This is a genomic window from Cohnella nanjingensis, assembly GCF_014212125.1.
In the GTDB taxonomy this organism is placed as follows: Bacteria; Bacillota; Bacilli; order Paenibacillales; family Paenibacillaceae; genus Cohnella; species Cohnella nanjingensis.
In genome coordinates this window covers 99,632-124,921 of record NZ_JACJVP010000001.1, presented here as the reverse complement: position 1 = coordinate 124,921, position 25,290 = coordinate 99,632, and the positions used below count along the sequence as shown (strand labels likewise).

The following is a 25,290-nucleotide window of genomic DNA, read 5'->3' as shown; positions in this document are numbered from 1 at the left end:
TGTAGCTCTGTTCCAAAAACGTGTCAAGGCATGTGAGGTTTAATTACGGTTACCCGCACAAAAGATACGCAATATTGCCGTCGCCCGCATCAATCTATCATGTTCCTCCGCCGAAGATCTTCCCAGGCTTGACGAACGGCCAACTTCACATGCGCATACGTAAGCCCGCCTTGCATATAGGCGATATAAGGTTCCCGGATCGGCGCGTCGGCCGACAGCTCCAGGCTGCCGCCTTGGATGAAGGTACCGGCCGCCATGATGACCGGATTGCCGTAACCGGGCATGTCCCATGGTTCGGGCACGACATGCGCGTCGACGGCCGCGGCCCGCTGGACCGCTTGAACGAAGGCGATGAGCGGCTCCGGCGAGCGGAAGCGGATCGCCTGGATCAGATCGGTACGGGGATCGTTCCATTTCGGATGCGTATCGAAGCCGAGCGTCCCGAAGACGGCCGCCGCGAAGATGCTTCCCTTGACCGCCTGGCTGACGAGCAGCGGAGCCAGGAACAGCCCCTGATAGATCGAGCGCGTCGTCCCCAGCATCGCCCCGACTTCGCCGCCGATGCCGGGCGCGGTAAGCCGGTAGGCGGCCAACTCGACCAGATCCGCCCTGCCCGCGATATAGCCGCCGCTAGCGGCGAGCCCTCCGCCCGGATTCTTGATCAGCGATCCCGCGATCAGGTCGACGCCGACCTGCGGCGGCTCGAGCGCTTCCGTGAATTCCCCGTAGCAGTTGTCCACGAAAATAATCGCGTCCGGCCGGAGCCGCCGCAACCGCTCCGCCATCTCCCCGATCTGCGCGATCGTGAACGAAGGCCGCCAATCGTAGCCGCGGGAGCGCTGAATCGCGAACACCCGCGTCCGGTCGGTCAAGGCCCGCTCGACCCCGGCCCAGTCGACCTGCCCCTCGGTATCGAGCGGAACCGCGGACGATCCGATCCCCCAATCGGCCAGCGACCCCTTCCCGTCCCCCGGCTTGCCCATCACGTTGTGCAGCGTATCGTAAGGCTGCCCCGTGACGAAGAGAAGCTCGTCTCCGGGCCGCAGCACGCCGAACAGCGCCGTGCCGATCGTATGCGTGCCGGATACGAAATGCGGCCGTACGAGCGCCGCTTCGGCTCCGAAGACGTCCGCATATACGAGATCCAGCACTTCGCGTCCGCGGTCGTTATAGCCGTAGCCCGTCGACCCTGCAAAATGATAATCGCTCACCTTATGTTTCTGAAAAGCTTGGATGACCTTCCATTGGTTGCGCTCCGCCATTTTGTCCGTCATCCGAAGCCGCTCCGCGGCCAGACTTTCGGCGGACTCGGCCATCTCTTCCCACATTTCCTCTATGTTCGCCATGCCTCGATCGTTCCTCGTTTCCCCCATTTGATATCGCCGACGGAGCCGCTCCATCCGCAACGGAAAGGCTTCGCCCTCCGGATGACGGCGAAGCCCCGAACGTTCCGTTTACCTGTCCGCCTCGGACGCCGCCGTCTCCGGCATTTCGGCCGTCCGGTACGCCTCGAGCGGCCGCCCCCACTTCTCCATATCGGCCGGATTGATCCGCAGCGTGAGGATCAGGTCGTCCTCCTCGGTCTCTCGGGAGAGCACGTCCCCGACCCGGTAGGCCAGCGCGGACAGATCGCCCCGCGAAGCCGGCAGCCTCAGCGTGCAAATGCCGCCGAGGAGCTTGTCCTCGATCCGATGCAGGAGATGATCCAGATCGCGCGCGTTGAAGGCGCTGAGGCGGATCGTATCCGCGCCGCCCGCGAGCAGTCCGATGGCGTTCGACGGCACCTCGTCGATCTTGTTGTAGACGAGCAGCGTCGGCTTGCCGGCCGCCCCCAACTCGCCGAGCACCTCTTCGACGACGGTCCGCTGACGATCCCGCATCGGCGATGACGCGTCGACGACGTGGAGCAGCAGATCGGCTTCGTTCGCCTCCTCCAGCGTGGCGCGGAATGCGGCGACCAAGTCGTGCGGCAGGTTCTGGATGAACCCGACCGTATCGGTCAGCAGCACTTCCTTGCCGCTCGGCAGCGCCAGCGTCCGCGTGGTCGGATCGAGCGTCGCGAACAGCTTGTTCTCCGCGAGCACGTCGGCGGACGTGAGCTGGCGCAGCAGCGTCGACTTGCCTGCGTTCGTGTAGCCGACGAGCGCGATCTGCACAACGCCGGTCTTCTTGCGGCGTTCGCGGTGCAGGTTGCGATGGGCGATCACTTCCTTCAACTGCCGTTTCAGCTCGTTGATCCGGTTGCGGATATGCCGGCGGTCCGTCTCGAGCTTCGTCTCGCCCGGCCCCCGGGTACCGATTCCGCCGCCCTGGCGGGACAGATTCACCCCTTGGCCCGCTAGACGCGGAAGCAGGTAGGTGAGCTGCGCCAGCTCGACCTGCAGGATCCCTTCCCGCGTCTTGGCGCGGCCCGCGAAGATGTCCAGGATGAGCTGCGTGCGGTCGATGATCTTCGCGTCGAGCTCGGCTTCCAAGTTGCGGACCTGCGCGCCGGACAGCTCCTGGTCGAAGATCGCGGTCGTCACGCCCTCGGCGGCGATCGCCGCCTTCAGTTCCTGCGCCTTCCCTTTGCCCACGAACCACTTCGTGTCCGGCACGTCGCGATTCTGCATAATCCGGCCCGCGACCTCGACGCCTGCCGTCTCCGCCAGGTGGACAAGCTCTTGCAGCGAATGCTTCGGGTCGGAGCCGGAGCGCTTGACTTCGTCGGTCACCAGGCTGACCAGGAGCGCGCGTTCGCGAACGTCCGCGCCGGTATCGTATGTGCTTTGCTTCATCTTGGTTAGAGCGCCTCCGTTGGCTGAGACATGACATTAGAAATGTACCCAATTCCGTTAGGTTCGTTGCTTGGGATTCGTTCATCCACGCAAAAAAAAACGAGACCGCCGCCTCCCGCGCAGCCATCTGCGCGGAAGCGATGGTCTCGCCGGCCGGTCGGCGTCAGGAAGGCGCGCCCGCGCCGGTCGCCCCCTGCGGCGTCCCGGCCGCGACCGACGCTTGCCGCAAATCTTCGGGCCGCAGCCCGACGAGCTCCTGCCGTCCCGGCGACTCGGCCGGGTATTGCTGGAGCAGCCGCACGGCCTGGTTGCGGATCGCACGTTCGAGTACGTTGCGGACGTACCGGGCGTTGCTGAAATGGAAGATCGCCTCGTTCTTCTCTTGCAGCACGAGCTGGCGAAGCTTAAAGACGGATTGGGGCAGCAGGACGTAGTCCCGCTCGCGGGCCATGCCTTCCGCGATCTGCACGAGCTGGTCGACGCTGTAGTCGGGAAACTCCATCTGGATCGGGAAGCGCGAAGGCAATCCCGGGTTCGTCAGCATGAACATGTCGATCTCCATCGTATATCCCGCCAAGATGAGGACGAACTGATTCTTGTAATCCTCCATCGCCTTGACGAGCGTATCGATCGCTTCCTTGCCGAAGTCCTTCTCGCCGCCTCTCGCGAGGCTGTACGCCTCGTCGACGAAGAGCACGCCGCCCAGCGCCTTCTTGACCAGATCGCGCGTCTTCTGCGCCGTATGGCCGATATACTCGCCGACGAGGTCGGCGCGCTCCACCTCGACCAGATGGCCTTTGGCCAGGAGCCCCATGCCTTGGAACAGCTTCGCGAGCAGCCGCGCGACCGTCGTCTTCCCCGTCCCGGGATTGCCCTTGAAAATCATGTGGTACACATGCGCCTGACTGTGGAGACCCGCGTCTCCGCGATAATGCGCAATTTGAAGCAGCGCGTATATCTCGTATACGAGTTCCTTGACGTTATCGAGCCCGACCATGCGGTCGAGTTCCTTCTGCCACTCCGACCAGGGCCCGTTCGCAGGGAGACTCCGTGCCGCCCCGGACTCGGGCGGGGAGCCGGCTGCGGGCGTCGGCTCATGACTCCGCAGTACGACGTTGATTTGCCGGGAAGGCCGGCTAGCCGCGGCATCCCGCGTCCCCGTAGCTCTCGTGTTCATCGCGTTCCACCCCGCAGACGAATGTCGACGAATTTGCCGCATTATCAATCTATTCGGGGCGGTCAGGCGGCATGCAACAACCACTTCTGTCCCAGCCATTTCGTATAGGCAAGCACTTCCCGGGTGTTGTGGTAAGCCATGTTCATCACGCGGGACGGCGTCACCTGCACCTGCACGTCCCGGTAGCGCAGCGTCTGCGCGATATCGAGCGCGCGGGCGCCGTGGAACTGATGGGTCACGATCACGGCGGTCCGCCAGCCGCGCTCCGCCATGATCGCTTGGGCGAAGCTCAGATTCTCATAGGTGCTCCGCGAGTCGGGATCGAGCGCGATCGCTTCGGCGGGAACGCCTTGACCGACGAGGTATCGCTTCATGCCTTCGGCTTCGGTGATCGTGGCGCCGTTGTCGTCCAATCCGCCGGTCAGGATGAAGCGGTCGAACGTGCCTGCCCTGTACAGGGAAAGCCCCAGATCGAGGCGCTCCCGCAACCCCGGACTGGGCTTGTCTTGCCACAGCGAGGCGCCGAGCACGATGCCGACGTCTGCGTGCCGCGGAGCCGAATCGGCGGGCAGGCCTTCGAATCGGGCGATGTGTACATAGATCGCCGCGCACCAAGCCGCCAAGGCGATGACGCCAACGAGCGCAATTGCGGCAATCGCGCGAATGGCGCGCTTGCGCTTCGGATGCTTCATGACGGCCAGCGGCTCCGCCGAATGATCCGGACGCCCGGCGTTCATCGGCTTCCGTTCTCCCATCCCAGACGCTCCAGGAACATCTTCCGGTGCTGAAGGCTAAGATCGAAGTAAGGGAATTTCTTCTGCCGGATCGCGGAAAGCAGGCGATTAGCCGTGCGCTGCGCCATGGCGGAGTCGCGGGCGGTGATGTGCCCGTCGTCCAGCGCTTCCTCCAGTTCGTCCTCGTCCAGCAGCAGCGTCTCTCCGGTCGGGAGCACGACGATGTCCAGATACAGGTCGTCGAACCACGGCACTTGCTGATCGGTCAGCCCCTGCGTCTTGCAGATGTCGATGTACCACTGCACGACGTTCCCTTTGTCGTCGAACATCGTCGTGACGACGAAGTGTTCGCCTCGCGGGAAGTGCTGCGTCCACAGGTAGCCCTTGTCGGCCAGGCACATGCGCTTGCCGTTGTACTCCTTCCAGAGCGGATCGCGCAGCTCGTGAATGCGATACAGCGTCACGAACCCGCGGAAGTACGGTTCGTCCATCGGGATGCAAGCGTAGCTCTTCTTCAATATGCGGCGCCAATTGGCCCGGTCCGAAAATTTACGTTTCATAGTCCTCTCTCGTTCCTACATGCAGATTTACACAAAGCTTACCACAACTTACCGTCCGTCACCAGTTGACGGTGCCCGTAAGGGCGAGTCGCCTCGCTCAAACCAACGAATGCCGCATGCGGACGTGAAGAATGCCGGCGTCGTAGAAGGTCTCGTCGGACACTTTCTCGTAGCCGAGCTTCACGTAGAAGGCTTCTGCGCTGCATTGCGCATCCAGGATCGCTTCCGAATAGCCTTGCGCGGCCGCGTCGGCCTCCATCGCCCGAACGAGCAGGCGCCCGACGGAGCGGCCCCGGTAGGCGGCCAGCACGGCGATACGCTGCAGTTTAGCCACGCCATGCTTGTAGGCGCGCCATCTCGAGGCGCCTACGGGCGCGCCCTCGTCGAGCGCCAGAAAGTGCCGGCAAGCGGTCGGCGACGCGTCGTACTCATCCACTTCGAGGTCGATCGATACGCCTTGCTCCTTCACGAATACTTCGGTTCGAATCCGAAGGCACTCGGCCAATTGCGCGGAATCGGTAACGGCGATGCATTTCATCGTATATGCTCCTTGTCCATTCAGATAGCAAAGGGGAACAAGCGTCGCTTGCTCCCCTTCTGTCGGTGCGTTCGGTTTAGGGCTGCATCGTCGGCGTCGATTCGCCCGGCGATACCGGCGGGGTCGGGGTCGGCGTCGGCGTCGACTCGACTGGCGGCGGCGTGGACTCCACCGGCGGCGGGGTCTGCTCCTCCGGCGGCGGCGTCTGCTCTTCCGGCGGCGGCGTCTGCTCCTCCGGCGGCGGCGTCTGCTCATCCAGTCCAGTCGTCACCGTGACCGACACTTGGTTCGAATCCGAACCTTCCGTCTTGGTCGACGCCTGATATGACCTGACGTAGTAAGTGTACGTCATATCCGGCAAAATTGCCAAATCCTCGAACGACGGCGTGACGGATTCGCCCCGCAGGCTGAATTGCGACTCGCCGTCGGCTTTCCGGTAGATCTTGTAAGTGATCTCTTCTCCCTCGACGGCCGACCAGTTCAGATTGATCGACACTTGCTGCGAATCGTACATGCCGCTCAGATCCTTGATGCCCTCCGGCGGCTTGGCTTGTTCTACGGCCTTCGGTTCCGGGAAGCTCAGCTTCTCGTGACCGGCCAGCGCCTTCGACATGACCTGGGAGAACAGCGCTGCGGCTTGCCCGCTGCTCTTCTGCACGTAATGATCCTTGTCCGTCTTGTCGTAGCCCATCCAGACGGCGGCCGTCCACTCCGGCGTGTAGCCGACGAACCAGACGTCGCGGTTGCCGCTGGACTTCACGCCCGGAATGCCCAGCTGGGTCGTGCCCGTCTTGCCGGCGACCGTACGGCCCTTGATCTGCGCCTTGGTGCCGGTACCGGAAGCGACGACGCCCTTCAGAATGTCCGTGACGTAATACGCGGTCGTATCTTTGATCACCTGCTTCGCCTTCGTGTCCTTGAACGTGTAGACCGGCTCCTTGGACACGTTCTCGATCTTCAGGATGCTGTGCGAATCCTGGAGCTGTCCGCCGTTCGCGAACGTCCCGTACGCGCGCGCCATCTGAATCGGAGTGACCCCCTTCGTCAAGCCGCCGAGCGCGATCGCGAGGTTGCGGTCCCCCTTGTCGAGCGTGATGCCGAGTTTGTCCGCGAACTTGATGCCGGTCGATACGCCGATCTGGTTCAGCAGCCAGACGGCCGGCTGGTTGCGGGATTCGCGGATCGCTTCCTTCATGCTCACGGCGCCGATATACTTCTTGCCGTTCGAGTCGGTCGGACAGTATTTGCCGTTGTCGTAACAAATCTTGTCGTCCCGCAGCGTCGACCACGGGAAGTAGTCGCCCGATTCGATCGCCGGCCCGTACGAGACGATCGGTTTGAACGACGAGCCCGGCTGTCTGCCCTTGGTGGCGCGGTTCCAGCCGTTGCGCTCGTAGTCCCGTCCGCCGACCATCGCCTTGAGCGAGCCGTCATGCTGGTCCATGATGACCATGGCGCCCTGGATCGGCGTCTCGTCCTTGCTCTTCTCGAAGTTGGAATCCTTCGCGAACGCCGACTCCATCGCTTCCTGCGCCGGAATGTCGATCGTCGTGTAGATCGTGTAGCCGCCGCTCAGCAGCTCCTCTTCCGTCAGCCCCATGACGTCTTGGGCTTCGTCCACGACATAGTCGGTGAAGGCGGCGAACCGGCCGCTCTGCTGCTTCGGCACGACGCTCGGATCGTAGTCGACGGCGGCGGCTTGCTGCCGCTCCGCCTCGGTGATCAGCCCTTGGTCCTCCATCAGCTTCAGGATGACGCCCCGGCGTTCCTTCGACTTCTCCGGATCCTTGACCGGGTTGTAGATGTTCGGCCCCTTCGGGATGGCGGCCAGCGTGGCGATCTGCCACAGCTCCAACTTGTTCAGGTCGTCGACGTTGAAGTAGTACTTCGCGGCCGTCTTGATGCCGTACTGGCGCTTGCCGAAGTAGATCCGGTTCAGGTAGAGCTCCAGAATCTCTTCCTTCGACTTGTGATTCTCCAGCGCGAGCGCGATCGAAGCTTCGGTGCCTTTGCGGAACCACGTCTTGTCCGAGCTCAGGAACAGATTGCGCGCGAGCTGCTGCGTGATCGTGCTGGCGCCTTCGACCATGCTGCGGGCGACGACGTCCTTGGCGAGCGCCCGGCCGATGCCCCAGAAGTCGACGCCGCCGTGCTCGTAGAACCGTTTATCCTCCGTCGCGATGAACGCGTCCTGGACTTTTTTCGGAATATCCTTAAAGTGAATGTACTCGCGGTTTCCCTCCGCCACGAACAGCTTGGTGATCTCCTTGCCGGAGGCGTCCGCGATGACGGTCGCCCGGTCCATATTGTTCAATTTGTTCTCATTGGCGGCTAGAATGCGTTCGCCGTTCAAGATGACAAGCAAGTAGCCGACGACCGCGCAAACGATGGCGAAGAGGACGACGAAGAACAGCCAGATCAAGGCGACGCGCTTGCGGTTTTTGCGCTTCGGCGCCTTGGAGCGCTTGTCCTTTCCCTTGCTAGCGTTAGCTGTCGATGCCATTCGGATCTCCCCTTTTACACAGTTGGTTTTCTCTATTTAGGTCCTCCCCGTTCAAAAGAAGAACAACCCGACGGGCGGGTTGCTCGGTGGCCGGACTATTCCGTTAGACGCGAAATGGGGGCGAAAGGTTTCATTCTCTTCCGCGAGGAACGCCAGACTTAAGCGTCCGCTCCCGTGTCCTGCTGCTGAAGGGATACGTTGCGCTGCGGCGTGAACGTGCTGATGGCATGCTTGTATACCATCTGCTGGCGGCCTTCGCTGTCGATGACGATCGTGAAGTTGTCAAAGGCGCGAACGACGCCGCGAATTTGAAATCCGTTGGTCAGATAAACCGTGACTGGAATGCTGTCTTTGCGCAGCTGATTAAGAAACGTATCCTGAATGTTAATGGACTTGTTCATTGCCGGTATCCCCCATCGCCAAAAGATTATGAACAAATATATTCAATATCGTATGGAAACTTTCCTGCTATTATAGCACAGATCTCCTTGAAAAGTTCGGAGTTTTTTGGGTGGGCGCCTACGTCTATCCATTGCAGATCCTGCATGTGGCGGAACCAGGACAACTGGCGTTTGGCGAAATGCCGCGTATCCCGCTTGAGCAGCTCTACCGCGCGCTCGTAATCGAAGCGGCCCGTCAAGTAGCCCGCGACCTCCTTGTACCCCAAGGCCTGCATCGCGACGGCGCCGCTCGGCACCCCGGCCGCCAGCAGCCCGGAGACCTCTTCCACCAGACCCTCCGCGAGCATCTGATCGACCCGTTCCTCGATCCGTTCGTAAAGCCGGGCGCGGTCCATCGTCAAACCTATCAAGACCAATTCGTAAGGGGACGTCTTCTCGTCTCCCCGGGCCTGGACTTGCAATTCGGAGAAGGGCCGCCCCGTCGTTTCATAAATTTCGAGGGCGCGAATGACCCGCCTCGTGTCGTTCGGATGCAGCTTGGCCGCGCTGGCGGCGTCTACGGCGGCGAGCCGCTCGTGCAGCGCCTGCGGTCCGCGCTCGGCCGCGATGACCTGCATCCGTTCGCGGAACGCCTCGTCGCTCCCGTGGTCCTGGAAGCGATAGTCGTAGCAGACGGACTCGACGTATAGTCCGGTGCCGCCGACGATGAACGGCGTGCGGCCGCGGCCGTGGATCTCGCGGATCGCCTTCGCGCATTCGGCCTGGAAATCGGCGGCCGAGAACGGCTCCTCAGGATCGCGAATGTCGATCAGATGATGCGGGATGCCTTCGCGCTCCTCCGGCGGCAGCTTCGCCGTCCCGATATCCATGCCTCGGTACACCTGCATGGAGTCGCCGCTGATAATCTCGCAGCCGAACGCCTTGGCGACCTGCAGGCTGAGCGCCGTCTTCCCGACCGCCGTCGGACCGACGAGCACGAGCAAGGGCGGCTTGGCGGCTTCCGGCGAATCTGGGCCGCCCCGGTAATCCGAGTCATGATTTAACGTCATTAATTAATATCACTCCATAATCCACCGCCGAATACGAGCTGCGCACCCGATCGAAGCCGAAGCGTTCGAAGAGCTCGCTATCGCGATGTTCTTTGAGCACGATCCGCTTGCGCGCGACCCTCCGCGCTTCCGTAACCGCCTCCGCGGTCAACGGCTCGTCCTGCGCGATCGCGCGCAAAGGCCGGATCGAAGCGGAGGTCAGCACGGGCTGGGAGAACATCGGATCGAACGTGACGATATCGACGCTTCGGTCGGGCATGCCCCGAAGCACCGACAGATGGTCGCCGCGCACCATGCGGATGCGCCGCATCGCTTCGTCGACCGCGTCGACCTCGGTGCGGTAGTGCCGCAGGCCTTCGCGGACGATGAGATGCAGCACGCGGGACGCCTCCACGGCGGTTATCCGGCCTTCCGCGCCGACGGCGTAAGCCAGCACGAGCGCGTCCGAGGCCAGACCCGCCGTGCAGTCGAGGACGGCGTCCCCGGGCGCGGCTCCCGTCGCGGCGACGAGCGCGTCCGCCCCGCCGTCCAGCAGCCGCTTCGCGCGAACGAGCGCCATGCTGGGATGATAGAAGAGCGGCGGGCCGTCGTCCGATACGAAGCGCAGCGCGTCCCGGCCTACGACGAGCATCCCGTCGGCCGCGTCCGCGCGCTTGCGCATCAGGCCGGCGAGCGTCTCCCGCTTGCGCGGCACGAGCGGGCAGGCGAGCTCGTCCGCGAGCCGCTGCGCGTAAGCGAGGACCCGCGCGTCCGGCTTCTCCATCGTCGTGACGATCATGACATCACCCGCTTGAACATTTTCTCCAACTCGTACGTGGTGAAGCTTACGACGATCGGACGGCCGTGGGGGCAGGTGTAGGGCTGCCGGCAGTTCGCCAGCCGCCGCAGTAGCGCCTCGCTGGCTTCGCGCGTCTGGTATTGATTCGCCTTGATCGACGCCTTGCAGGAGCACAGGATCGCCGCCTTTTCGCGGATCTTGTGCAGATCGACGGTCCGCTCCTTGAGGATCCACTCCGCCATCTCCCGCACGATGTCCGCCTCTTCGCCCTTGGGCAGCCAATGCGGCACCGCGCGTACGATAAAGGTATTGCCTCCGAACTCCTCCAAATATACGCCCGACTGCTCGAAGTACTGCAGCCGGTTCCGCAGCGCGGCGCATTCGTCCGGCGCGAAGGAGAGCGTGACCGGCAGGAGCAGCTCCTGGCTGGCCGCCCCCGGCTCCCCGAACTTGTCGTAGTACAGCTCGTAATGGATGCGTTCGTGCGCGGCATGCTGGTCGATCAGGTACAGGCCGGTATCGTTCTGCGCGACCAGGTAAGTGCCGTGAAGCTGTCCGATCCAATACAGTTCCGGAAACGCGGGCTTCGGCGCGGAGACGGGCGGCGAAGCGAACGCCGTCTCCCAGACGTCGCCCGGCACCCGCGCGCCCGGCGGCAGCGGACGATCGTAGGCGCCGGCGGACGAACGCCGATCGGACATGGCGGACGGCTGCGACTGCGAACTGCCCCGATTGCCGGACGGTTGGGATGGCGCATAGGGCTGCGACATGCCGGATGGTTGCGATTGGCCGGACGGCTGAGTCCGCGCATCCGGCTGCGGCAGGTCGGGCGTTGCATAGCGCGTATGACCGGACGGTTGGACGTCTTCCATCGGTTGCGAAGGAGGCTCGGCCCGGCTGGCCGACGCATCGCCGTCGACGTCGCCGGGTGCAGGTCCGCGGTCCGCATCGGGGCGGAAGTCGGGAGACGGGAGCACGTTCGGCTCCCGTCTCGGGGGCGCTAGCGGCTCGACTTCGGCGGCCAGCGCCGCATAGGCAGACGCGTCGTCCGACTCGCGGAGAACGGCGCCCGGCTCGGCGCCGGCAGCCGCCTCCGACCGCACGTTCGCGAACGCGCTGCCCCCGGCGCCCGATCCGCCAGCCGGGCGCGATCCGGCGGGCACGTTCGCATAGGCGGAACCCGCCGGACGGGCGGCATTCCCCGGCGTCGGGGCCGACGGATTGCCAGACGGCCCCTCAGACGGCCGTATATCCGGCGCATCCGCGCCGGACGGCAGAGCCGACGCCGAATCCGGCGCCACCTGGAAGCGGATCTGCTCCTGCGTCCAGACCTGCTGCTTCGGCGCCCGAACGGCGGTGCCGGAAGGGATATAGGCCCGCTCGCCGAGCGTTCGGCGGACGGCGTCCTCGACGAAGGCGCGCAGCTCGGTCTCCTTGCTGAATCTCACCTCCAGCTTGGCGGGATGCACGTTGACGTCAAGGAGCGACGGATGCATGCGGAGAGAAAGCACGGACAGCGGATAACGATTGATCGGCAGCAGCGTATGGTACGCTTGGAGCAGCGGCTGCACGACCGCGGCGCTGCGGACGTAGCGGCCGTTTACCAAGATGGTGATTCCGTTGCGGTTCGCGCGCGTCTCGACCGGCATGGCGGTCAATCCCGACAGCGTATAGTCGGGATGCTCCGCCTGGATCGGCAGCATCGCTTTGGCCGCAGCCGTCCCGTAGATGGCCGCTACGACTTGGCGCAGATCGCCGTTGCCCGGCGTCCGGAGCAGCGTCGTGCCGTTGTGCGCGAAGGCGAAGGCGATATCCGGCCTGGCCAGCGCTTGACGGTACACGACGTCGGACAGATGGCTTAGCTCCGTCTGAATCGTTCGCATATATTTGAGGCGGGCCGGGGTATTGTAGAACAGCTCTCGCACGGACATATCCGTTCCTTGCGGCGAAGCGGCGTCTTCGTGCTTTTTGACGGCGCCGCCTTCCATCTCCAGCACCCGCCCCAACCCGTCCCCGTCCGCCGCGCTTACGCAGCGGACTTTGGCGACCGCCGCGATACTGGGCAGCGCCTCCCCGCGGAAGCCGAGCGTCGCGATCTGGAACAGATCCTTGCCCGTGACGATCTTGCTCGTCGCATGGCGTTGGAACGCCGTCAGCAGATCGTCGGGCTGGATGCCGGCCCCGTCGTCCGCGATCCGGATCAATCCGAGCCCGCCTTCCTCCGCGGTAACGTCGATCGTCTTCGCTCCCGCGTCCACGGCGTTCTCGATGAGTTCCTTCAAGACGGAAGCCGGACGTTCCACGACCTCGCCCGCCGCGATCTGGTTCGCCAGATGCTCGTCTAACAAACGGATGATCCCCATGTTCGCACTCCTTTCCCGATCCCTTAGCTTGCTTGAATGCCGCCTATTTCCTTGAATCGAGGCAGCGCGCCGTTTCGGTCAAGCCGCTTGCGTATCGATCAACGTGACGGTTCCGTCGCCGACGGCGGTCCATTGCACGTCCGAGTACCATTTCGCCAGCAGCCGGACATCCAGATAACTCGTGCCGTCCACCATGAGCACTTGGCCGTCCTTGACGGAGGCCCGGTTCGACGCGCCGTCGCGCTTGAGCTCGATTTGCTTAGTCTGGGCGTCGTAGCGTACCGAGGCTTCCGCAACATTCGCGCCCAGCTTCGTTCGAATGTACCAGACGCCGTTCTTCTGCACGGTCAGCGCCGGCTGCGCGACGCGCACGCCGTTGACGACGGCCGCCCCCTTCCCCGCCGTAAGCGTCAGCGTATGGCCGCCTGCCGCGCGGAACGCCGCCATGAGCTGCTCCAGCGAGCCTTCGACGGACAAGTCCGGCTGCAGCCCGACTTTGTCGACGTGGTTGCCGTTCGGCGTGAGGTACTCCTGCACCGTCACCTTCAGCGTCCCGCCCGAGGAGACGGGGACCAGCCGCTGCACGACGCCTTTGCCGTACGTCTTCGTGCCGATCAGCCTGGCAATCCCGTAATCCTGCAGCGCGCCGGAGAGCAGCTCGGAGGCGCTGGCGCTGCCGCCGTTCACCAGAATCCAGACGGGATAAGGCTTCGTCTGCCCTTTGACCGTCAGCGGCGTATCGTTGCCGTCCCGGTCCTTCAGATGCGCGAGCACGCCGTCGGCGATGAACTGCGAGGCGATCAGCTGCGCCTGGTCGACGTATCCGCCCCCGTTGTTGCGCAGGTCGATGACCAGCGAGCGAATGTCCTGCCGCTCGAGCTGCGCCAGCTCGTTCGCGAATTTGGCTCCCGCATCCGAGGAGAATCCGTTCAGGTCGAGATAGGCCACCCCGTCTCCCATCATCTTGCTGGAAGCGGTAGGCATATGTACCGTTTTGCGCGTGACCGGGAACTGAAACTTCTTGTCTCCCCGCTTGACGCCGATCTTGACGGTCGTGCCTTCCACGCCTTGGGAGGCGCGCTGCACGTCGGCGATCGTCTTGCCCGTCATCGATACGCCGTCCACGGAGAGGATCGCGTCGCCCGGCAGCAAGCCGGCCTGTTCGGCGGGACTTCCCGAGATAACGTCTTCGATATAGACGGTCTTGTAATCCTCGGTCATGACGATGCCGATGCCCACAAACGTCTGCTCGAGCAGGTTCGTGAACCCCTTCATCTCTTCTTCGCTGAAGTATTCGGTGTAGGGATCGCCAAGCGAATCGATCATGCCGTCGATCGCCGCGTCGTCCAACGTCTCGTCCGTCGGCTTGCTGATGTGATACTGCTCCAACAACTGGCGAATCTCGTCCGCTTTCGCGCTCGAGGCGGTCGCCGGCGCGGTCGGAACGATGCCGAAGGCCAGGGCGGATGCCAAGACCGTTGTTGCGATACGTCGGACAATACGGAAATGAGTCATGAAAGTTCCCCGCTTTCCATCAATTGGTTGCGCGCGTCGTTCAGCCATTCGAGAGCTTGAAGCGGCGTCATGCGCATAATATCGAGCTTGCGAAGCTTGCCGACGATCTTCTCGTCGGCAGCCGGCAGCGTTTTGCGCGGCTTGTCGGCAGGCAGAGCGACTTCGCCGAACAGCGACAGCTGGGCGATGCCGGGACGCACGGTCGCTTCCGAAGCGAGCGGGAGGCTCTCTTCGGCGCGCGCCAACGCCGGCCGCGATGCCGTCTCCGGCGCGTCCGCCGCGGCAGCGGACTCGCGAAGGACGGGAAGCGCCGGCGCCGACGGACGATCGCCACCCGACGCCAGCAATCCGTAGGCGCGCTGGACGATTGAATCCGGCAAGCCGGCCAACTGCGCGCAGTAGATGCCGTAGCTCGAGTCGGCGGCGCCCGCGACCAGCTTGCGCAGGAACGTCACGCCGTCCGCGCTCTCTTTGACCGCCATGCAGCCGTTCCGAAGCCGGGGCAGCGTCTCCTCGAGATGGGCCAGCTCATGGAAGTGCGTCGAGACGAGCGCTTTGCAGCCGACCGAATCGTGCACGTATTCGATGACGGCCTGCGCGATCGCCATTCCTTCCTCGGTGGACGTGCCGCGCCCCAGCTCGTCGATGATGACAAGGCTCCGCTCGGTCGCCTGCTCGGTCATCACCTGAATGTCCTTCATCTCGACCATGAACGTGCTCTGCCCGCCGACCAGATCGTCGGCCGCGCCGATGCGCGTGAAGATGCGGTCGATCATCGGGAGCGCCGCTTCCTTCGCCGGCACGAAGCAGCCGATCTGCGCCATGATGCTGATCATGGCGACCTGGCGCATGTAGGTGCTCTTCCCGGCCATGTTGGGTCCGGTGATGAGCAGAATGGCGCCGTCGTCGGCCGTCAGCGACGCATGGTTCGCGATGAAGGCGGATCCTTCCGCGACCGCCTCGACGACCGGATGACGGCCGTCCGAGATCTTCAGGTCGAAGCCGTCGCTCCACTTCGGCCGCACGTAGCGGCGTTCCGCGCTCACTTCTGCCAGCGACTGCAGGGCGTCGAGGGCTGACAGCTGCTCCGCCAGACGCTGCAGCCGCGGGATATGAACCGCGATCTCGTCGCGGAGCGCGGCGAACAGTTCGTACTCGAGATCGACCATCCGATCCTCCGCTTCGAGGATCAGTGCTTCCTTCTCCTTCAGCTCCGGCGTCACGAACCGCTCGGCGTTCGCCAGCGTCTGCTTGCGCTCGTAGCGGCCCTCCGGCAGCGCGCCCAGGTTGGCGCGCGTCACTTCCAGGTAATAGCCGAACACCTTGTTGAAGCCGATCTTGAGCGACTTGATGCCGGTCGCATCCCGTTCCTGCCGCTCCAGCTCGGCGATCCACGTCTTGCCGTTCCTGCTGGCTTCCTTCAGCTCGTCCAGCCGTTCATGGAAGCCCGCGCGGATGATGCCGCCTTCCCGCACGGAGACGGGCGGTTCGTCCGCGATCGCGGAACGGATGGCGTCGGCGAGATCGCCGCAGGCGTCCATGCCCTCCGCGAGCCGCCCCAGCGGCGCGGAGCCGAGCTGGGCGCAGAGCTGCTGGAGCGCCGGGATGCGGGCGAGCGAGCGGCCGAGCGCGTTCAGGTCGCGCGCATTGGCCGTCCCGTAGGCGATGCGGCCGACCAGCCGCTCCAGGTCGTAGATCTCGGAGAGCTCGCCGCGCAGCTCCTCGCGCAGCATCCAGTTCCCGTGCAGCGCCTCGACCGCATCCAGACGGTCGTCGGCGGCGACGCGATCGAGCAGCGGCTGATCGATCCAGCGCTTGAGCTGCCGCGCGCCCATCGCCGTGCGCGTCCGGTCGAGCAGCCAGAGCAGCGAACCTTTGCGCGACCGGTCCCGGACGGTCTCGGTCAGTTCGAGGTTGCGGCGGGTGAAGGCGTCCAGCGCCATATACTGCTGCGGATCGTAGCTCTTGACCGCCCGCACGTGGTCGAGCGAACGCTTCTGGGTCTCGCCCAGATAGCCGACGAGCCGCGAGACGGCCAGGAGCCGGACGCGCTCGTGCCGTTCCCAGCGTTCGTCCGGGAACTGCTCCGACAGCGCCGATTCGTCCGGGCCGCCGTCGCGGACCGTAGCGAGCAAGGTTCTGCCGCCGGCCCGCGCCGCCTCGTGCAGGCGGGCGAGCGCGGCATCGTCGCCGACCGCCTCGGCGGGCCGGTAGACGTTCAATTCGTTCTTGACCGTCTCGCGTCCGGCGGCGAACGAGGTGACGTAGAGCTCGCCGGTCGTCAGGTCGCAGGCGGCGAGCCCGAAACGTCCGGCCTCCTCGGCCGCGCCTACGATGAAGTTGTTGACTGCATCGCCCAGCGACTTCGTCTCCATGACGGTACCGGGCGTGACGATCCGCACGATCTCGCGCCGGACGACGCCTTTGGCCGTAGCCGGGTCCTCGACCTGCTCGCAGATCGCCACTTTATATCCTTTGTCTACCAATTTGCTTATGTAGCCTTCGGCGGAATGATAGGGAACGCCGCACATCGGGATCCGCTCTTCCTGCCCGGCGCCGCGCCCAGTTAAAGTTATTTCGAGCTCGCGCGCCGCTAAGAGGGCGTCATCGAAAAACATTTCGTAAAAGTCGCCGAGCCGGAAAAACAGCAGCGCGTCGCGCGCCTCTTCCTTTACGGCCAAATATTGCTGCATCATCGGGGTGTAGCCAGCCATGGTTATCCTCCCGGAAAGGTTCTATGAATGCGGTATTGGCGAACGGATCGAAATCCGTGTCAGCTCTTCATTATAGCAAAAAAGCGCCGGCGGCGCTTCCGATCCTTGCTATTCGTTCCCCCGTTGTTCTCCTGCGGCTCCGAACGGGGATTTTCTTATCCGATTCAGCCGGTCCGTACCCCCATTTCCGGCTGCCGCGCCCGGGAAGTTTACGCTGCGGCTACAGCCGCACCAAACGGTTCGTCCGCCGCAGCGCGCGCAAGTCGGCCGCGCCGATCCCGAACATCGCCGCGCGCAGCTCGTATTCGATGCGCGCGAATTCCGCTTCGGCCCGCGCCTCGGATTCGGCCGCCGCGGTCAGCAGCATGCGGCCGAACGCGGCCAGATCGGCGCCGAGCGCGATCGCTTTGGCCGCGTCCACCCCGTCGCGGAGGCCTCCGCTGCCGACGATCGTCCCCTCCGGGGCGGCGGCCCGCGCCTCGCGGATGCAGTCCGCGGTCGGAATGCCCCACTCCCGGAACGCGTCCGCCGCCGAGCGGCGCGTCTCGTCCCGGGAGCGCCGCTTCTCGACCTCGCTCCAAGACGTGCCGCCCGCGCCCGCGACGTCCACGAAGGCGACGCCGGCCTCGAAGAGCTTGCGGGCCGTCTCCCCGTCGATTCCCCAGCCGACTTCCTTGACGCCTACCGGACGCTCCAATCGTGCGCAGAGCGCAGCGATCCGGTCCAGCAGGCCGGAGAAGTCGGTATCGCCCTCCGGCTGGAACACTTCCTGCAGCCCGTTCAAATGCAGCACCAGACCGTCGGCTTCCGTCAGCTCCATCATCCTGCGGCATTCGTCCGGCCCGTAACCGAGATTCAACTGAACCGCGCCCAGGTTCGCGAGCAGCGGAATGTCCGGCGCCGCGTCCCGCACGCGGAAGGAATCCGCCGAAGACGGGTCCTCGAGCGCCGCCCGCGCCGAACCGAGCCCCATCGCCCAGCCTCTGCGCTGCGCCGCCGCGGCCAGCCTGCGGTTAATCCGTCCCGCCTCCGGCGTCCCGCCGGTCATCGAACTGACGAGCAGCGGCGCCTTCAGCGGCCGCCCGAGGAAGGAGGCGCCGGTATCGATCGCGGCGAAAGCCGTCTCCGGCAGCGCGTTGTGGCGGAAGCGGAACCTGTCGAAGCCTGCGCCGGCTGCAAGGCCGCTCACGTCCTCCCGCAGGCAAATCTCAATGTGCTCGTCCTTGCGCCGCTGCGTATCCGAATGTCGATCCAACTGTCTACCCCATTCCAAAAGATGCGATGATATGTTCGGCCACCAGCTGCCCGGAGAGGGCAGCCATGGGCGACCCGCCAGGCTGGGTCGTCCCGCCCGCAAACCAAAGCCCCCGCAGTCCGCCCCAGCTCGACGGACGGAAGAACGCTTGGCGCGCCGAGTCGGCGGAGATGCCGTAGATCCCGCCCCGGTAAGCCGACGTGTCTTGACGAACCCGAATCCATCCCGCCAGCTGCCTCAGATCCGCCCGGTCTCGCCGGGACGGCGGGGGCCGCCCGAAGAGCAGCCTTCGGACCGACCGGAACAGCGCGGCGGATTCGGCCATGAAAGCCCGGTATAGCCTGGCGCCCTCCCGGCTGTTATGCCGCGATCTGGCCCTCCGCGGGAGTCGCCGCGTCCTGCCGGCGAACGACGCTTCAAAATCCAAGCATACCTATAATCGCCCTTCGATTGCAAGCGCGCTGCCCCCTCTTATCGAGTCTGGTAAGCGCGATTCTCCGATCTGCGATGAACGCCACTCGCCCAACCTCCCTCCTACCGCAACGGCACCGGTCATGCCGTTATCGCGACGCCGCCGGCGGACGGAGGAGCCGTCAGACAGGCTTACCGATTCGGCGGGGGTGATGTCCACGCCCGCCATCGCTACGTAATGCATGCCCGAGAGCGCAAGGCCGAGCAAGGCGGCGCCGATCAGCTTTATCCTTTGAACGGAATGATCGTTCGGCTGCGAACGAAGCAGAAGCGCGAGATGAAGCGAGACATAAGAGATGCCGAGCGCGAGCGCGACGGAGGCGATCGCGAATTGCGGCTTGAAACGCAAGCCGGCCGGCATCTGCATCGCGGCCAAGCTGATATAGTGCATGGAGATGACGGCCAGACCGGTGAATAGTCCGCCGAATATGTACGAGGCTCTGCCGTCGTGCGACTTCGCGACGAGGCGCAAGGCGACGAAGGTGGCCGAGATCGGCAGCAGGACGGAGACGAACAGGAGCGGAATGTCGTAAGAGACGGGAGCGGGAATCGCGCGAGAGAACATGCCGATGAAGTGCATCGACCAGACGCCCAGTCCGAAGAGGAACGAAGTGAGCAGCAGCAAGGCGTGGCGCTTGACCTTGGACGACGTCTCCAGCATCCGGTCCGCCAGATCGAAGGCCGTATAGGAGGCGGAGACGGAGACGAATACCGATAACAGAACCAATACGGTATCGTATTGCGCCGTTCCATGATCCATAGGTTCCGATCTCCCCCGGCTCGTTTCAATTGCTAGCGATGCCTAAATTTTAGAGCCTTGACGGCCGGAAATCAACGGTTCGCAGCGACTTCCGCTATTTTCCCGCTTCCGAACCACCGATTCGACAGCGGTCGCCAAGGCAAAGGGCACGCCCCTCACCGGTCGAAGACGGGAATTTTCCACTTGGCGCGGATATCCGCGCCCTCGTCCCAAGTTCTGCCGGCCCGGATCGCCTCAAAGAGATCGTCGACGGCAGCCCCGTACTTCGCGTAACCCGCCGTCCCGCGCAGCGCGGCGTAAACCCGCTCGGCGCCGGCCAGCAGCCGGTCCCGGCCGCCCTGATAGAACGCGTCGCGCATCGCGTCGTCGTCCAGCGGCCGATGAGGCGCGAGCGCGCCGGCATGCTCGGCCGCGAGCTTCGTCAGGACGAGCGTGCCGCGCGCCAGCCGCGGCGAGACGAGCCAACTCGGCGGCGTGCGATACTCGAAGCCGCCGTGCGGCTTCGGACGGTAGTCGCCGAGCGAGCCGTACCGCGGGCGGCGGCCCCCGGCGTCCGGCGGCTCCAGCAGCCGAAGCGGCAGCGCGACCGCGTTGTCGAGCGCCCGCAGCCGTTCGCCGGTCAAGGCGACGCCGCTCAGATGCAGGTGGCCCCCGAGCGGCAGTCCCGGCACCGGCGCGGCTCCGGCGCGCCACTGGAGCCGCGCGCCGCCGGTGCGGCGTGCCGCCGACGCCAGGAGACGGCGCAGCTGCGAGGCGACCGCGAGCGGGTCGTCCGAGGGGTCCGGACGCAGCTCCGCGAGCGCCCACCGCTGAACGCCCCCGACGACGACGGCGTCGCAGCCCGCTTGGCCGTCCGGCGCCAAGTAGCGCGCGGCCGGCACGACTTTGCCTTCGTCCGAGAGGAGCACGAACTCGGGGTCGGCGCCGAGCGTCGCCGACACGGTTCGCGCGCTCTCCGCCGACCAGGCCGAGGCAAATTCGGATGCCGCCTGCGCGAAGCGGGCTTCCGCCTCCGCCGTCTTCGGCCGCAGGAACGGCGAGATGCCGGTGATAACGCCTGTCCGTCCGGAGCCGTTCACCTCCCATGCCACGCTGCCGAAGTCCAGCCCGAGCACGTACAGCGCGCGAGCCGACGCCCTGGCCAGCCTGCGCCGCAATTCCTCGTCCCTCGTCCGCGACCCGGGGTCCGGGTGTATATCCGCCGCCTGCAGCCCGAACACCGACACCCGGAACTGCCTCTGCCCATAGCGCTGGCCGACCATCCGGCCTCGTCCCTGCCGGATGTGCGCGGAAGACGCCGTCACGAATCCTTCGCGGCGCAGACGCCGCTCCTTCTCGCGCCATGGGAGCGCCTCGACTTCCGCCGCGTTCGCGTTCCAATGCCAAGCGCCGCCGAGAGACGCATCCGGGCGCCGTCCGCCCAAATGCAGCACCGCGTCGCGATTGCCCGCGCGCGCGCCTCCGGTCAACTCCGGCAATCCGGCGCCCGCCGCCCAACCGGCCGAATCGTCGCCGCCGCGCACGAACCACACCTTTCCCCGCTCGCCGCTCATCGCGATCCTCCCCCAAGCAAGCGGGAAGGGCCGTCCCGTCGGCGATGATACGCCGAAACCGGATGACCCTTCCCTGTCTGCCAACCGCCGCCGGTGGCCGCAGTACGGCGGAAACCCGCGCTGTCCGCGCCAAGCTCCGATCGTCCTGCATGAAATAGGCTGCTTTTTTCGCCAAGATCAGGCATCCGCCCTCGACTTTTCGATCGCATCCGCATACGCATAAGTATCGGCCTTGGAGGGCCGCTTACAGATCGTCTTCAAGCAAATCCGAGTCGAGATCTTCGTAGTCGCCGTCATCCAGACCGAAATCGGCATCCTTGCCGTCGTCGAAGCCATTGGGGTCCACCACGACGGTTACTTTGGTCTCTGCTACCATCTCTACGGCGAATTCGCGCTCCACGCGAATAAGCACCGACGACCCGTTCGAGCTGATCGTCGCCTCCACGCAATTCGGTTCCTGCGTTGCGTCCGCAGAAACCTCTTCGGTGGCGGAGCGATGGCGCGGGTCTACATACGACAGAGGCACGAGCTCCACGTAGGAGATCGTCTCCTTTGCCACATCCGTCTGCGAGTTCTTGCTGTAGGAATACCAGATGTTAATATCGTAAGACCCGACTACCTCGATGCCGTCTCCCGAACGTACCGCTTCGTATTGATGGTTAATGATCCACGCTCCCAGAATGCTGGAAGGGTGGTGCGGCGGCGTAACGGTATGGGTAATCGTCGAGAACTTCCGGCCTTTGCCGCAAACTGCTTTCGTGATGATCTCCCTGCGTTGCAGCCGTTTATCCGCAATAGCCATTCAATGACCTCCTCCATACAATCAATTCAATAAAAGTCTATGCAGGACATTCGTCTAGAGTGACAAAAATGTATCCGTGCACGGAGAGCTTCCATCTCATTGTATGTGGGCGGTCGCCTGCGGAGACCTGCGTTTTTTCTCCCGTCTCGCGATCGTCAGATAGCGGCGCAATTCGCGGCAGAGCTGCAGCAGCGCCGCACGCGTCTCGAATTCGTCCCGCGTCGCGGGCAGCGGCATCGCGCGGAATTGCGTCTCCAGCGCATCGAGCGCCTGCTCGGTCTTGCCCTCGTAGTAATCGGAGCGGACGTCGTCCGTCAGCGTATCGAAGAGCCGCGCGATCGATTCCGCCTGAGGGACCCGATGCGAGACGAACGCGACGAGCTCCATCATGAGCTGGATCGATTCCAGCTGGCTGCGGCGCATATGAAAGTACAGCAGCCACGGCTCGTCCTGCAGGACGAGCCGGTTGTTCTTCGAACGCCAGATGAGCCGGTTCTCCCGCGATCGCTGCGCCACCTCGATCCCCTCGTCGATCGCCGCTTCGGCCTGGAGCATCTCGTCCCCGCTCCACAGCGCGCCGGGATCGCGCAGGAACCGCGCAAGTTCCACGAAGACGGCGGCGAACAGACGCTCCGTCTTGTCCCTCAGCACGGCCAGCGTCCGCTTCTCCCTCGGCATGTAGACCAGATTGAAGAACGTCGCCCAGCCGAGCCCGATCGACAGCAGCTTCAGCTCGGTCAAGATCGCGTCCACGGACACCTCGCCCCGTGCGAACAGGTGGAACACGATCACGGATCCGGTGACGATCCCTTCCTTCAGGCCGAACCGCGTGAGCAGCGGGAACGCGATCAGGATGAACAATCCCAATACCCATATATGAAAGCCGATCGCGTCGAACAGCGCCGAAGCGATGACGAGACCGACGAGGGATGCCGCGAAGCGCGCGAAGACGGTCTTGAGCCCCCGCCACCGGGTCGTATCGACGCCCAGTATCGCCAGAATTCCTGCCGCCTGCGGATTATCGACGTTCAACAGCATCGCCGCGTAGATGGCCGTCAACGTGGCGATCGCCGTTTTCATAACGCGCAGTCCGATCAGTCCGAATAGCTTGTCCGTCCAAGTCCGTATGCCTTTTTGCTCCATGACTGCGTTCCGCCTTCCGCTCGTTCCCGTCTTCTCCCAGCCTTGCTCCTCCATCGTATCAGCACGTCCGCGGTTCCGTCAAAGACGCCGTTAAGGTACGGACTACGGACGCCATAACGCCAGGAACGGCAAAAACCGCCCCTGCGCGATGCCTGCGCAAGGGGCGGTCTGCGTGCGGGACGGATTACAGCCGGTAGATCTCCCGGTACTTGCCTTCCAGATAGTCGCACAGGTACGAAGACCGAAGCGACTCTCCGCTGATGCGCTGGATGATCTCCGCCGGCTTCAGCAGCTTGCCGAATTGATACACTTCGCCGGTGAGCCATTCCTTCAGAGGCAGCAGCCGCCCCTCCGCGATCTGAGCGTTCAGATCCGGGAGCTTGCGCTGCGCGGTGTTCATCATCTGAGCCGCGTACATATTGCCTAGCGAGTAGGACGGGAAGTAGCCGAACGAGCCGCCCGACCAATGCACGTCCTGCAGGACGCCCTCGCCCGCGTTGCTCGGCGCGACGCCGAGCGCCCCCTTGTATTTCTCGTTCCACACCTCTTGCAGGTCGCGCGGGTTTAATCCTTCATTAAAGAGCATCTTCTCGATCTCGTAGCGGATCATAATATGAAGGTTGTACGTCAGCTCGTCGGCTTCGATCCGGATGAGCGAAGGCTCCACGACGTTGATGCCGCGGTAGAACGCTTCGGCCGTCACCGTGTCCAGCTGCCCCGGGAAATGCCGCTGCAGCTCGGGGAAGTACCGTTCCCAGAAAGCGCGGCTGCGACCGATCATATTCTCCCACAGCCGGGATTGGGATTCGTGGATGCCCATCGAGGTGCCGCCGCTGAGCGGCGTGCCGGCCAACTCCGCCTTGATGTTCTGTTCGTACAGCGCATGGCCGCCTTCGTGAATCGTGCCGAACAAAGCGCTCGTAATGTCGTCAAGCAGGTAACGCGTCGTGATCCGCACGTCTCCGGGGTTCAACCCGGTCGCGAACGGGTGCACGCTCTCGTCGAGACGCCCCGCTTCGAAGTCGTAGCCCATCTGCTTCAGGATGAACAGGCTGAACCGCTTCTGCGCCGCCACGTCGAACGTGCCTTCGAGGAACGTCGTATCCGGACGGTCTCCTTGCGCGGCGATCGCTTCGGCGAGCGGAACGAGGCGCCCGCGCAGCTCCCCGAAGAGACGGTCCAACTCGGCGGTCGTCGTCCCCGGTTCATACATATCGAGCAGCGTATCGTACGGCGTCGTCTTCACGCCCCACAGATCGATGAACTGCCGGTTATAATCGATGATTCGCTCCAAATAGGGCAGGAACCCGGGGAAATCGCTATTCGCCTTGGCTTCCTCCCAGGCGGACTCGGACTGCGACGTCAGCACGACGTATTCCCGATACAGCTCGGGCGGCAGCTTGCGGTTGCGGTCGTAGTCCTTGCGCGTCTCTTCGACCAGCTTGCGGTCGATCTCGCCGAGCGAGGCGAACGCATCCGGTTGGGACAGTCGGTCGAGGAGCTCTCCCATCTCGGTCGACGTGGCGATGCGGAACGTCTCCGCGGATAGCGTGCCGACCGCTTCGGACCGAAGCTCGACCCCTTTGCGCGGGGCGCCGGTCCGCATGTCCCAATACACGACGCCTAGCAACTCTTCGTATTGCTTCAATTGCCGGGTCATTTCCTGAAATCTCTTCAGCCCTTCGGGCTGCGGGTTGGCGCTGGTCGCCATCGCATTCATCCTTCCTCTCGTCGACTGGTAGTCGTCCCCTTGATCATACCTGCCCCGATCTCTATAATCAACATTACACGTGGTACGCGGGGACGCAGGCTAGGCGTCCCGCGACAAGGAGGGCGATCGGCTTGGAAATCAAGTGGAGCGCGGAAGCGGTCGAGGCGCTGCGGACTCGATTCGGACCGGATGCCCGGATTTGGAAGCTGGTCTCGGACTCCGAAGGCTGCGGCTGCGCCGTGAGCGGCGTGCCGACGCTGTGGGCGTTGGACGCTCCCCTGCCGGACGATATTCGCGCGGACAGCGAACCGGTGGCGCTCTGGTACGAGAAACGGCATGAAGTGTACTTCGACGACGTAATGCGGATCACCTATGACGCTGCCAAGCGTAGCTTCACGCTGGCTAGCGACGGCCAGATCTACACCAATCGGCTGGCGACGGTGGATCGCCGGACCGAAGTCGGCAACCGATAGTTGAAGGAGAGAA

21 protein-coding genes are annotated in these 25,290 nt (G+C 64.2%); 1 reads left to right on the top strand and 20 read right to left on the bottom strand.

What is annotated here, in order from left to right; all coding sequences use genetic code 11:
- Positions 1–89: 89 nt before the first annotated feature.
- The 20 genes from H7C19_RS00495 to H7C19_RS00400 all read right to left on the bottom strand — a co-directional run bounded on the left by H7C19_RS00495 (position 90) and on the right by H7C19_RS00400 (position 24,813).
- Positions 90–1,346: a methionine gamma-lyase family protein gene (locus H7C19_RS00495; protein WP_376775288.1), complete on the bottom strand. Its 1,257-nt coding sequence runs from the start codon at positions 1,344–1,346 to the stop codon at positions 90–92.
- Between the two features lie 108 nt (positions 1,347–1,454).
- Positions 1,455–2,777, bottom strand: a complete 1,323-nt coding sequence (gene hflX, locus H7C19_RS00490; protein WP_185140601.1) for a GTPase HflX — start codon at positions 2,775–2,777, stop codon at positions 1,455–1,457.
- A gap of 163 nt (positions 2,778–2,940) precedes the next feature.
- Entirely contained in the window at positions 2,941–3,954 is a 1,014-nt protein-coding gene (locus H7C19_RS00485; protein WP_185140600.1) for an AAA family ATPase, read from the bottom strand.
- Between the two features lie 62 nt (positions 3,955–4,016).
- Complete coding sequence (locus H7C19_RS00480; RefSeq protein ID WP_185140599.1) at positions 4,017–4,709, bottom strand: YdcF family protein; 693 nt, start codon at positions 4,707–4,709, stop codon at positions 4,017–4,019.
- Positions 4,688–5,248, bottom strand: a complete 561-nt coding sequence (locus H7C19_RS00475) for a ribonuclease FAU-1 family protein (protein ID WP_185140598.1) — start codon at positions 5,246–5,248, stop codon at positions 4,688–4,690. The genes H7C19_RS00480 and H7C19_RS00475 overlap by 22 nt, the downstream gene beginning before the upstream one ends.
- Before the next feature lie 97 nt (positions 5,249–5,345).
- The gene (locus tag H7C19_RS00470) at positions 5,346–5,786 is read right to left on the bottom strand and encodes a GNAT family N-acetyltransferase (RefSeq protein ID WP_185140597.1); all 441 of its coding nucleotides are present in this window, start codon (positions 5,784–5,786) and stop codon (positions 5,346–5,348) included.
- A gap of 76 nt (positions 5,787–5,862) precedes the next feature.
- Positions 5,863–8,289, bottom strand: coding sequence for a transglycosylase domain-containing protein (locus H7C19_RS00465; RefSeq protein WP_185140596.1), 2,427 nt, complete (start codon positions 8,287–8,289; stop codon positions 5,863–5,865).
- 158 nt (positions 8,290–8,447) lie between these two features.
- Positions 8,448–8,690 (bottom strand): RNA chaperone Hfq, encoded by a 243-nt coding sequence (gene hfq, locus H7C19_RS00460; protein ID WP_185140595.1) that lies wholly within the window; start codon positions 8,688–8,690, stop codon positions 8,448–8,450.
- Between the two features lie 26 nt (positions 8,691–8,716).
- Complete coding sequence (miaA, locus tag H7C19_RS00455; RefSeq protein WP_185140594.1) at positions 8,717–9,739, bottom strand: tRNA (adenosine(37)-N6)-dimethylallyltransferase MiaA; 1,023 nt, start codon at positions 9,737–9,739, stop codon at positions 8,717–8,719.
- On the bottom strand, positions 9,723–10,517 hold the full coding sequence (locus H7C19_RS00450) for a class I SAM-dependent methyltransferase (protein ID WP_185140593.1): 795 nt from the start codon (positions 10,515–10,517) through the stop codon (positions 9,723–9,725). The genes miaA and H7C19_RS00450 overlap by 17 nt, the downstream gene beginning before the upstream one ends.
- Positions 10,514–12,880 (bottom strand): DNA mismatch repair endonuclease MutL, encoded by a 2,367-nt coding sequence (mutL, locus tag H7C19_RS00445; protein WP_185140592.1) that lies wholly within the window; start codon positions 12,878–12,880, stop codon positions 10,514–10,516. The genes H7C19_RS00450 and mutL overlap by 4 nt, the downstream gene beginning before the upstream one ends.
- A gap of 78 nt (positions 12,881–12,958) precedes the next feature.
- Entirely contained in the window at positions 12,959–14,353 is a 1,395-nt protein-coding gene (locus tag H7C19_RS00440; protein ID WP_221468970.1) for a S41 family peptidase, read from the bottom strand.
- 38 nt (positions 14,354–14,391) lie between these two features.
- The gene (gene mutS, locus H7C19_RS00435) at positions 14,392–17,109 is read right to left on the bottom strand and encodes a DNA mismatch repair protein MutS (RefSeq protein WP_185140590.1); all 2,718 of its coding nucleotides are present in this window, start codon (positions 17,107–17,109) and stop codon (positions 14,392–14,394) included.
- Positions 17,110–17,329: 220 nt separating this feature from the next.
- Positions 17,330–18,364, bottom strand: a complete 1,035-nt coding sequence (fni, locus tag H7C19_RS00430) for a type 2 isopentenyl-diphosphate Delta-isomerase (protein WP_246469224.1) — start codon at positions 18,362–18,364, stop codon at positions 17,330–17,332.
- A 4-nt stretch (positions 18,365–18,368) separates the two neighbouring features.
- Positions 18,369–18,689 carry a hypothetical protein gene (locus H7C19_RS00425; protein ID WP_185140588.1) on the bottom strand — a complete coding sequence of 107 codons (321 nt, stop codon included), beginning with the start codon at positions 18,687–18,689 and terminating at the stop codon, positions 18,369–18,371.
- Between the two features lie 108 nt (positions 18,690–18,797).
- Complete coding sequence (locus tag H7C19_RS00420; RefSeq protein WP_185140587.1) at positions 18,798–19,595, bottom strand: MHYT domain-containing protein; 798 nt, start codon at positions 19,593–19,595, stop codon at positions 18,798–18,800.
- Between the two features lie 155 nt (positions 19,596–19,750).
- Positions 19,751–21,148: a putative amidoligase domain-containing protein gene (locus H7C19_RS00415; protein WP_185140586.1), complete on the bottom strand. Its 1,398-nt coding sequence runs from the start codon at positions 21,146–21,148 to the stop codon at positions 19,751–19,753.
- A gap of 244 nt (positions 21,149–21,392) precedes the next feature.
- Positions 21,393–21,950, bottom strand: a complete 558-nt coding sequence (locus H7C19_RS00410) for an outer spore coat protein CotE (RefSeq protein ID WP_185140585.1) — start codon at positions 21,948–21,950, stop codon at positions 21,393–21,395.
- Between the two features lie 96 nt (positions 21,951–22,046).
- On the bottom strand, positions 22,047–23,147 hold the full coding sequence (locus H7C19_RS00405; RefSeq protein WP_246469223.1) for an aromatic acid exporter family protein: 1,101 nt from the start codon (positions 23,145–23,147) through the stop codon (positions 22,047–22,049).
- Positions 23,148–23,277: 130 nt separating this feature from the next.
- Positions 23,278–24,813 carry a carboxypeptidase M32 gene (locus H7C19_RS00400; RefSeq protein WP_376775287.1) on the bottom strand — a complete coding sequence of 512 codons (1,536 nt, stop codon included), beginning with the start codon at positions 24,811–24,813 and terminating at the stop codon, positions 23,278–23,280.
- Between the two features lie 122 nt (positions 24,814–24,935).
- Here H7C19_RS00400 and H7C19_RS00395 point away from each other — a divergent pair, with 122 nt between their 5' ends.
- Positions 24,936–25,277 carry an iron-sulfur cluster biosynthesis family protein gene (locus H7C19_RS00395; protein WP_185140583.1) on the top strand — a complete coding sequence of 114 codons (342 nt, stop codon included), beginning with the start codon at positions 24,936–24,938 and terminating at the stop codon, positions 25,275–25,277.
- Positions 25,278–25,290: the final 13 nt, after the last annotated feature.

Excerpts from the sequence above, each read along its gene's own strand:
- H7C19_RS00415 (WP_185140586.1), bottom strand. The coding sequence starts at position 21,148 with ATGAGCGGCGAGCGGGGAAAGGTGTGGTTCGTGCGCGGCGGCGACGAT.
- hflX (WP_185140601.1), bottom strand. The coding sequence starts at position 2,777 with ATGAAGCAAAGCACATACGATACCGGCGCGGACGTTCGCGAACGCGCG.
- mutL (WP_185140592.1), bottom strand. The coding sequence starts at position 12,880 with ATGGGGATCATCCGTTTGTTAGACGAGCATCTGGCGAACCAGATCGCG.
- H7C19_RS00400 (WP_376775287.1), bottom strand. The coding sequence starts at position 24,813 with ATGAATGCGATGGCGACCAGCGCCAACCCGCAGCCCGAAGGGCTGAAG.
- miaA (WP_185140594.1), bottom strand. The coding sequence starts at position 9,739 with ATGACGTTAAATCATGACTCGGATTACCGGGGCGGCCCAGATTCGCCG.
- H7C19_RS00470 (WP_185140597.1), bottom strand. The coding sequence starts at position 5,786 with ATGAAATGCATCGCCGTTACCGATTCCGCGCAATTGGCCGAGTGCCTT.
- H7C19_RS00495 (WP_376775288.1), bottom strand. The coding sequence starts at position 1,346 with ATGGCGAACATAGAGGAAATGTGGGAAGAGATGGCCGAGTCCGCCGAA.
- H7C19_RS00425 (WP_185140588.1), bottom strand. The coding sequence starts at position 18,689 with ATGGCCGAATCCGCCGCGCTGTTCCGGTCGGTCCGAAGGCTGCTCTTC.
- H7C19_RS00485 (WP_185140600.1), bottom strand. The coding sequence starts at position 3,954 with ATGAACACGAGAGCTACGGGGACGCGGGATGCCGCGGCTAGCCGGCCT.
- H7C19_RS00405 (WP_246469223.1), bottom strand. The coding sequence starts at position 23,147 with ATGGAGGAGCAAGGCTGGGAGAAGACGGGAACGAGCGGAAGGCGGAAC.
- H7C19_RS00420 (WP_185140587.1), bottom strand. The coding sequence starts at position 19,595 with ATGGATCATGGAACGGCGCAATACGATACCGTATTGGTTCTGTTATCG.
- H7C19_RS00480 (WP_185140599.1), bottom strand. The coding sequence starts at position 4,709 with ATGGGAGAACGGAAGCCGATGAACGCCGGGCGTCCGGATCATTCGGCG.
- mutS (WP_185140590.1), bottom strand. The coding sequence starts at position 17,109 with ATGGCTGGCTACACCCCGATGATGCAGCAATATTTGGCCGTAAAGGAA.
- H7C19_RS00410 (WP_185140585.1), bottom strand. The coding sequence starts at position 21,950 with ATGGCTATTGCGGATAAACGGCTGCAACGCAGGGAGATCATCACGAAA.
- H7C19_RS00465 (WP_185140596.1), bottom strand. The coding sequence starts at position 8,289 with ATGGCATCGACAGCTAACGCTAGCAAGGGAAAGGACAAGCGCTCCAAG.
- H7C19_RS00475 (WP_185140598.1), bottom strand. The coding sequence starts at position 5,248 with ATGAAACGTAAATTTTCGGACCGGGCCAATTGGCGCCGCATATTGAAG.
- hfq (WP_185140595.1), bottom strand. The coding sequence starts at position 8,690 with ATGAACAAGTCCATTAACATTCAGGATACGTTTCTTAATCAGCTGCGC.
- H7C19_RS00450 (WP_185140593.1), bottom strand. The coding sequence starts at position 10,517 with ATGATCGTCACGACGATGGAGAAGCCGGACGCGCGGGTCCTCGCTTAC.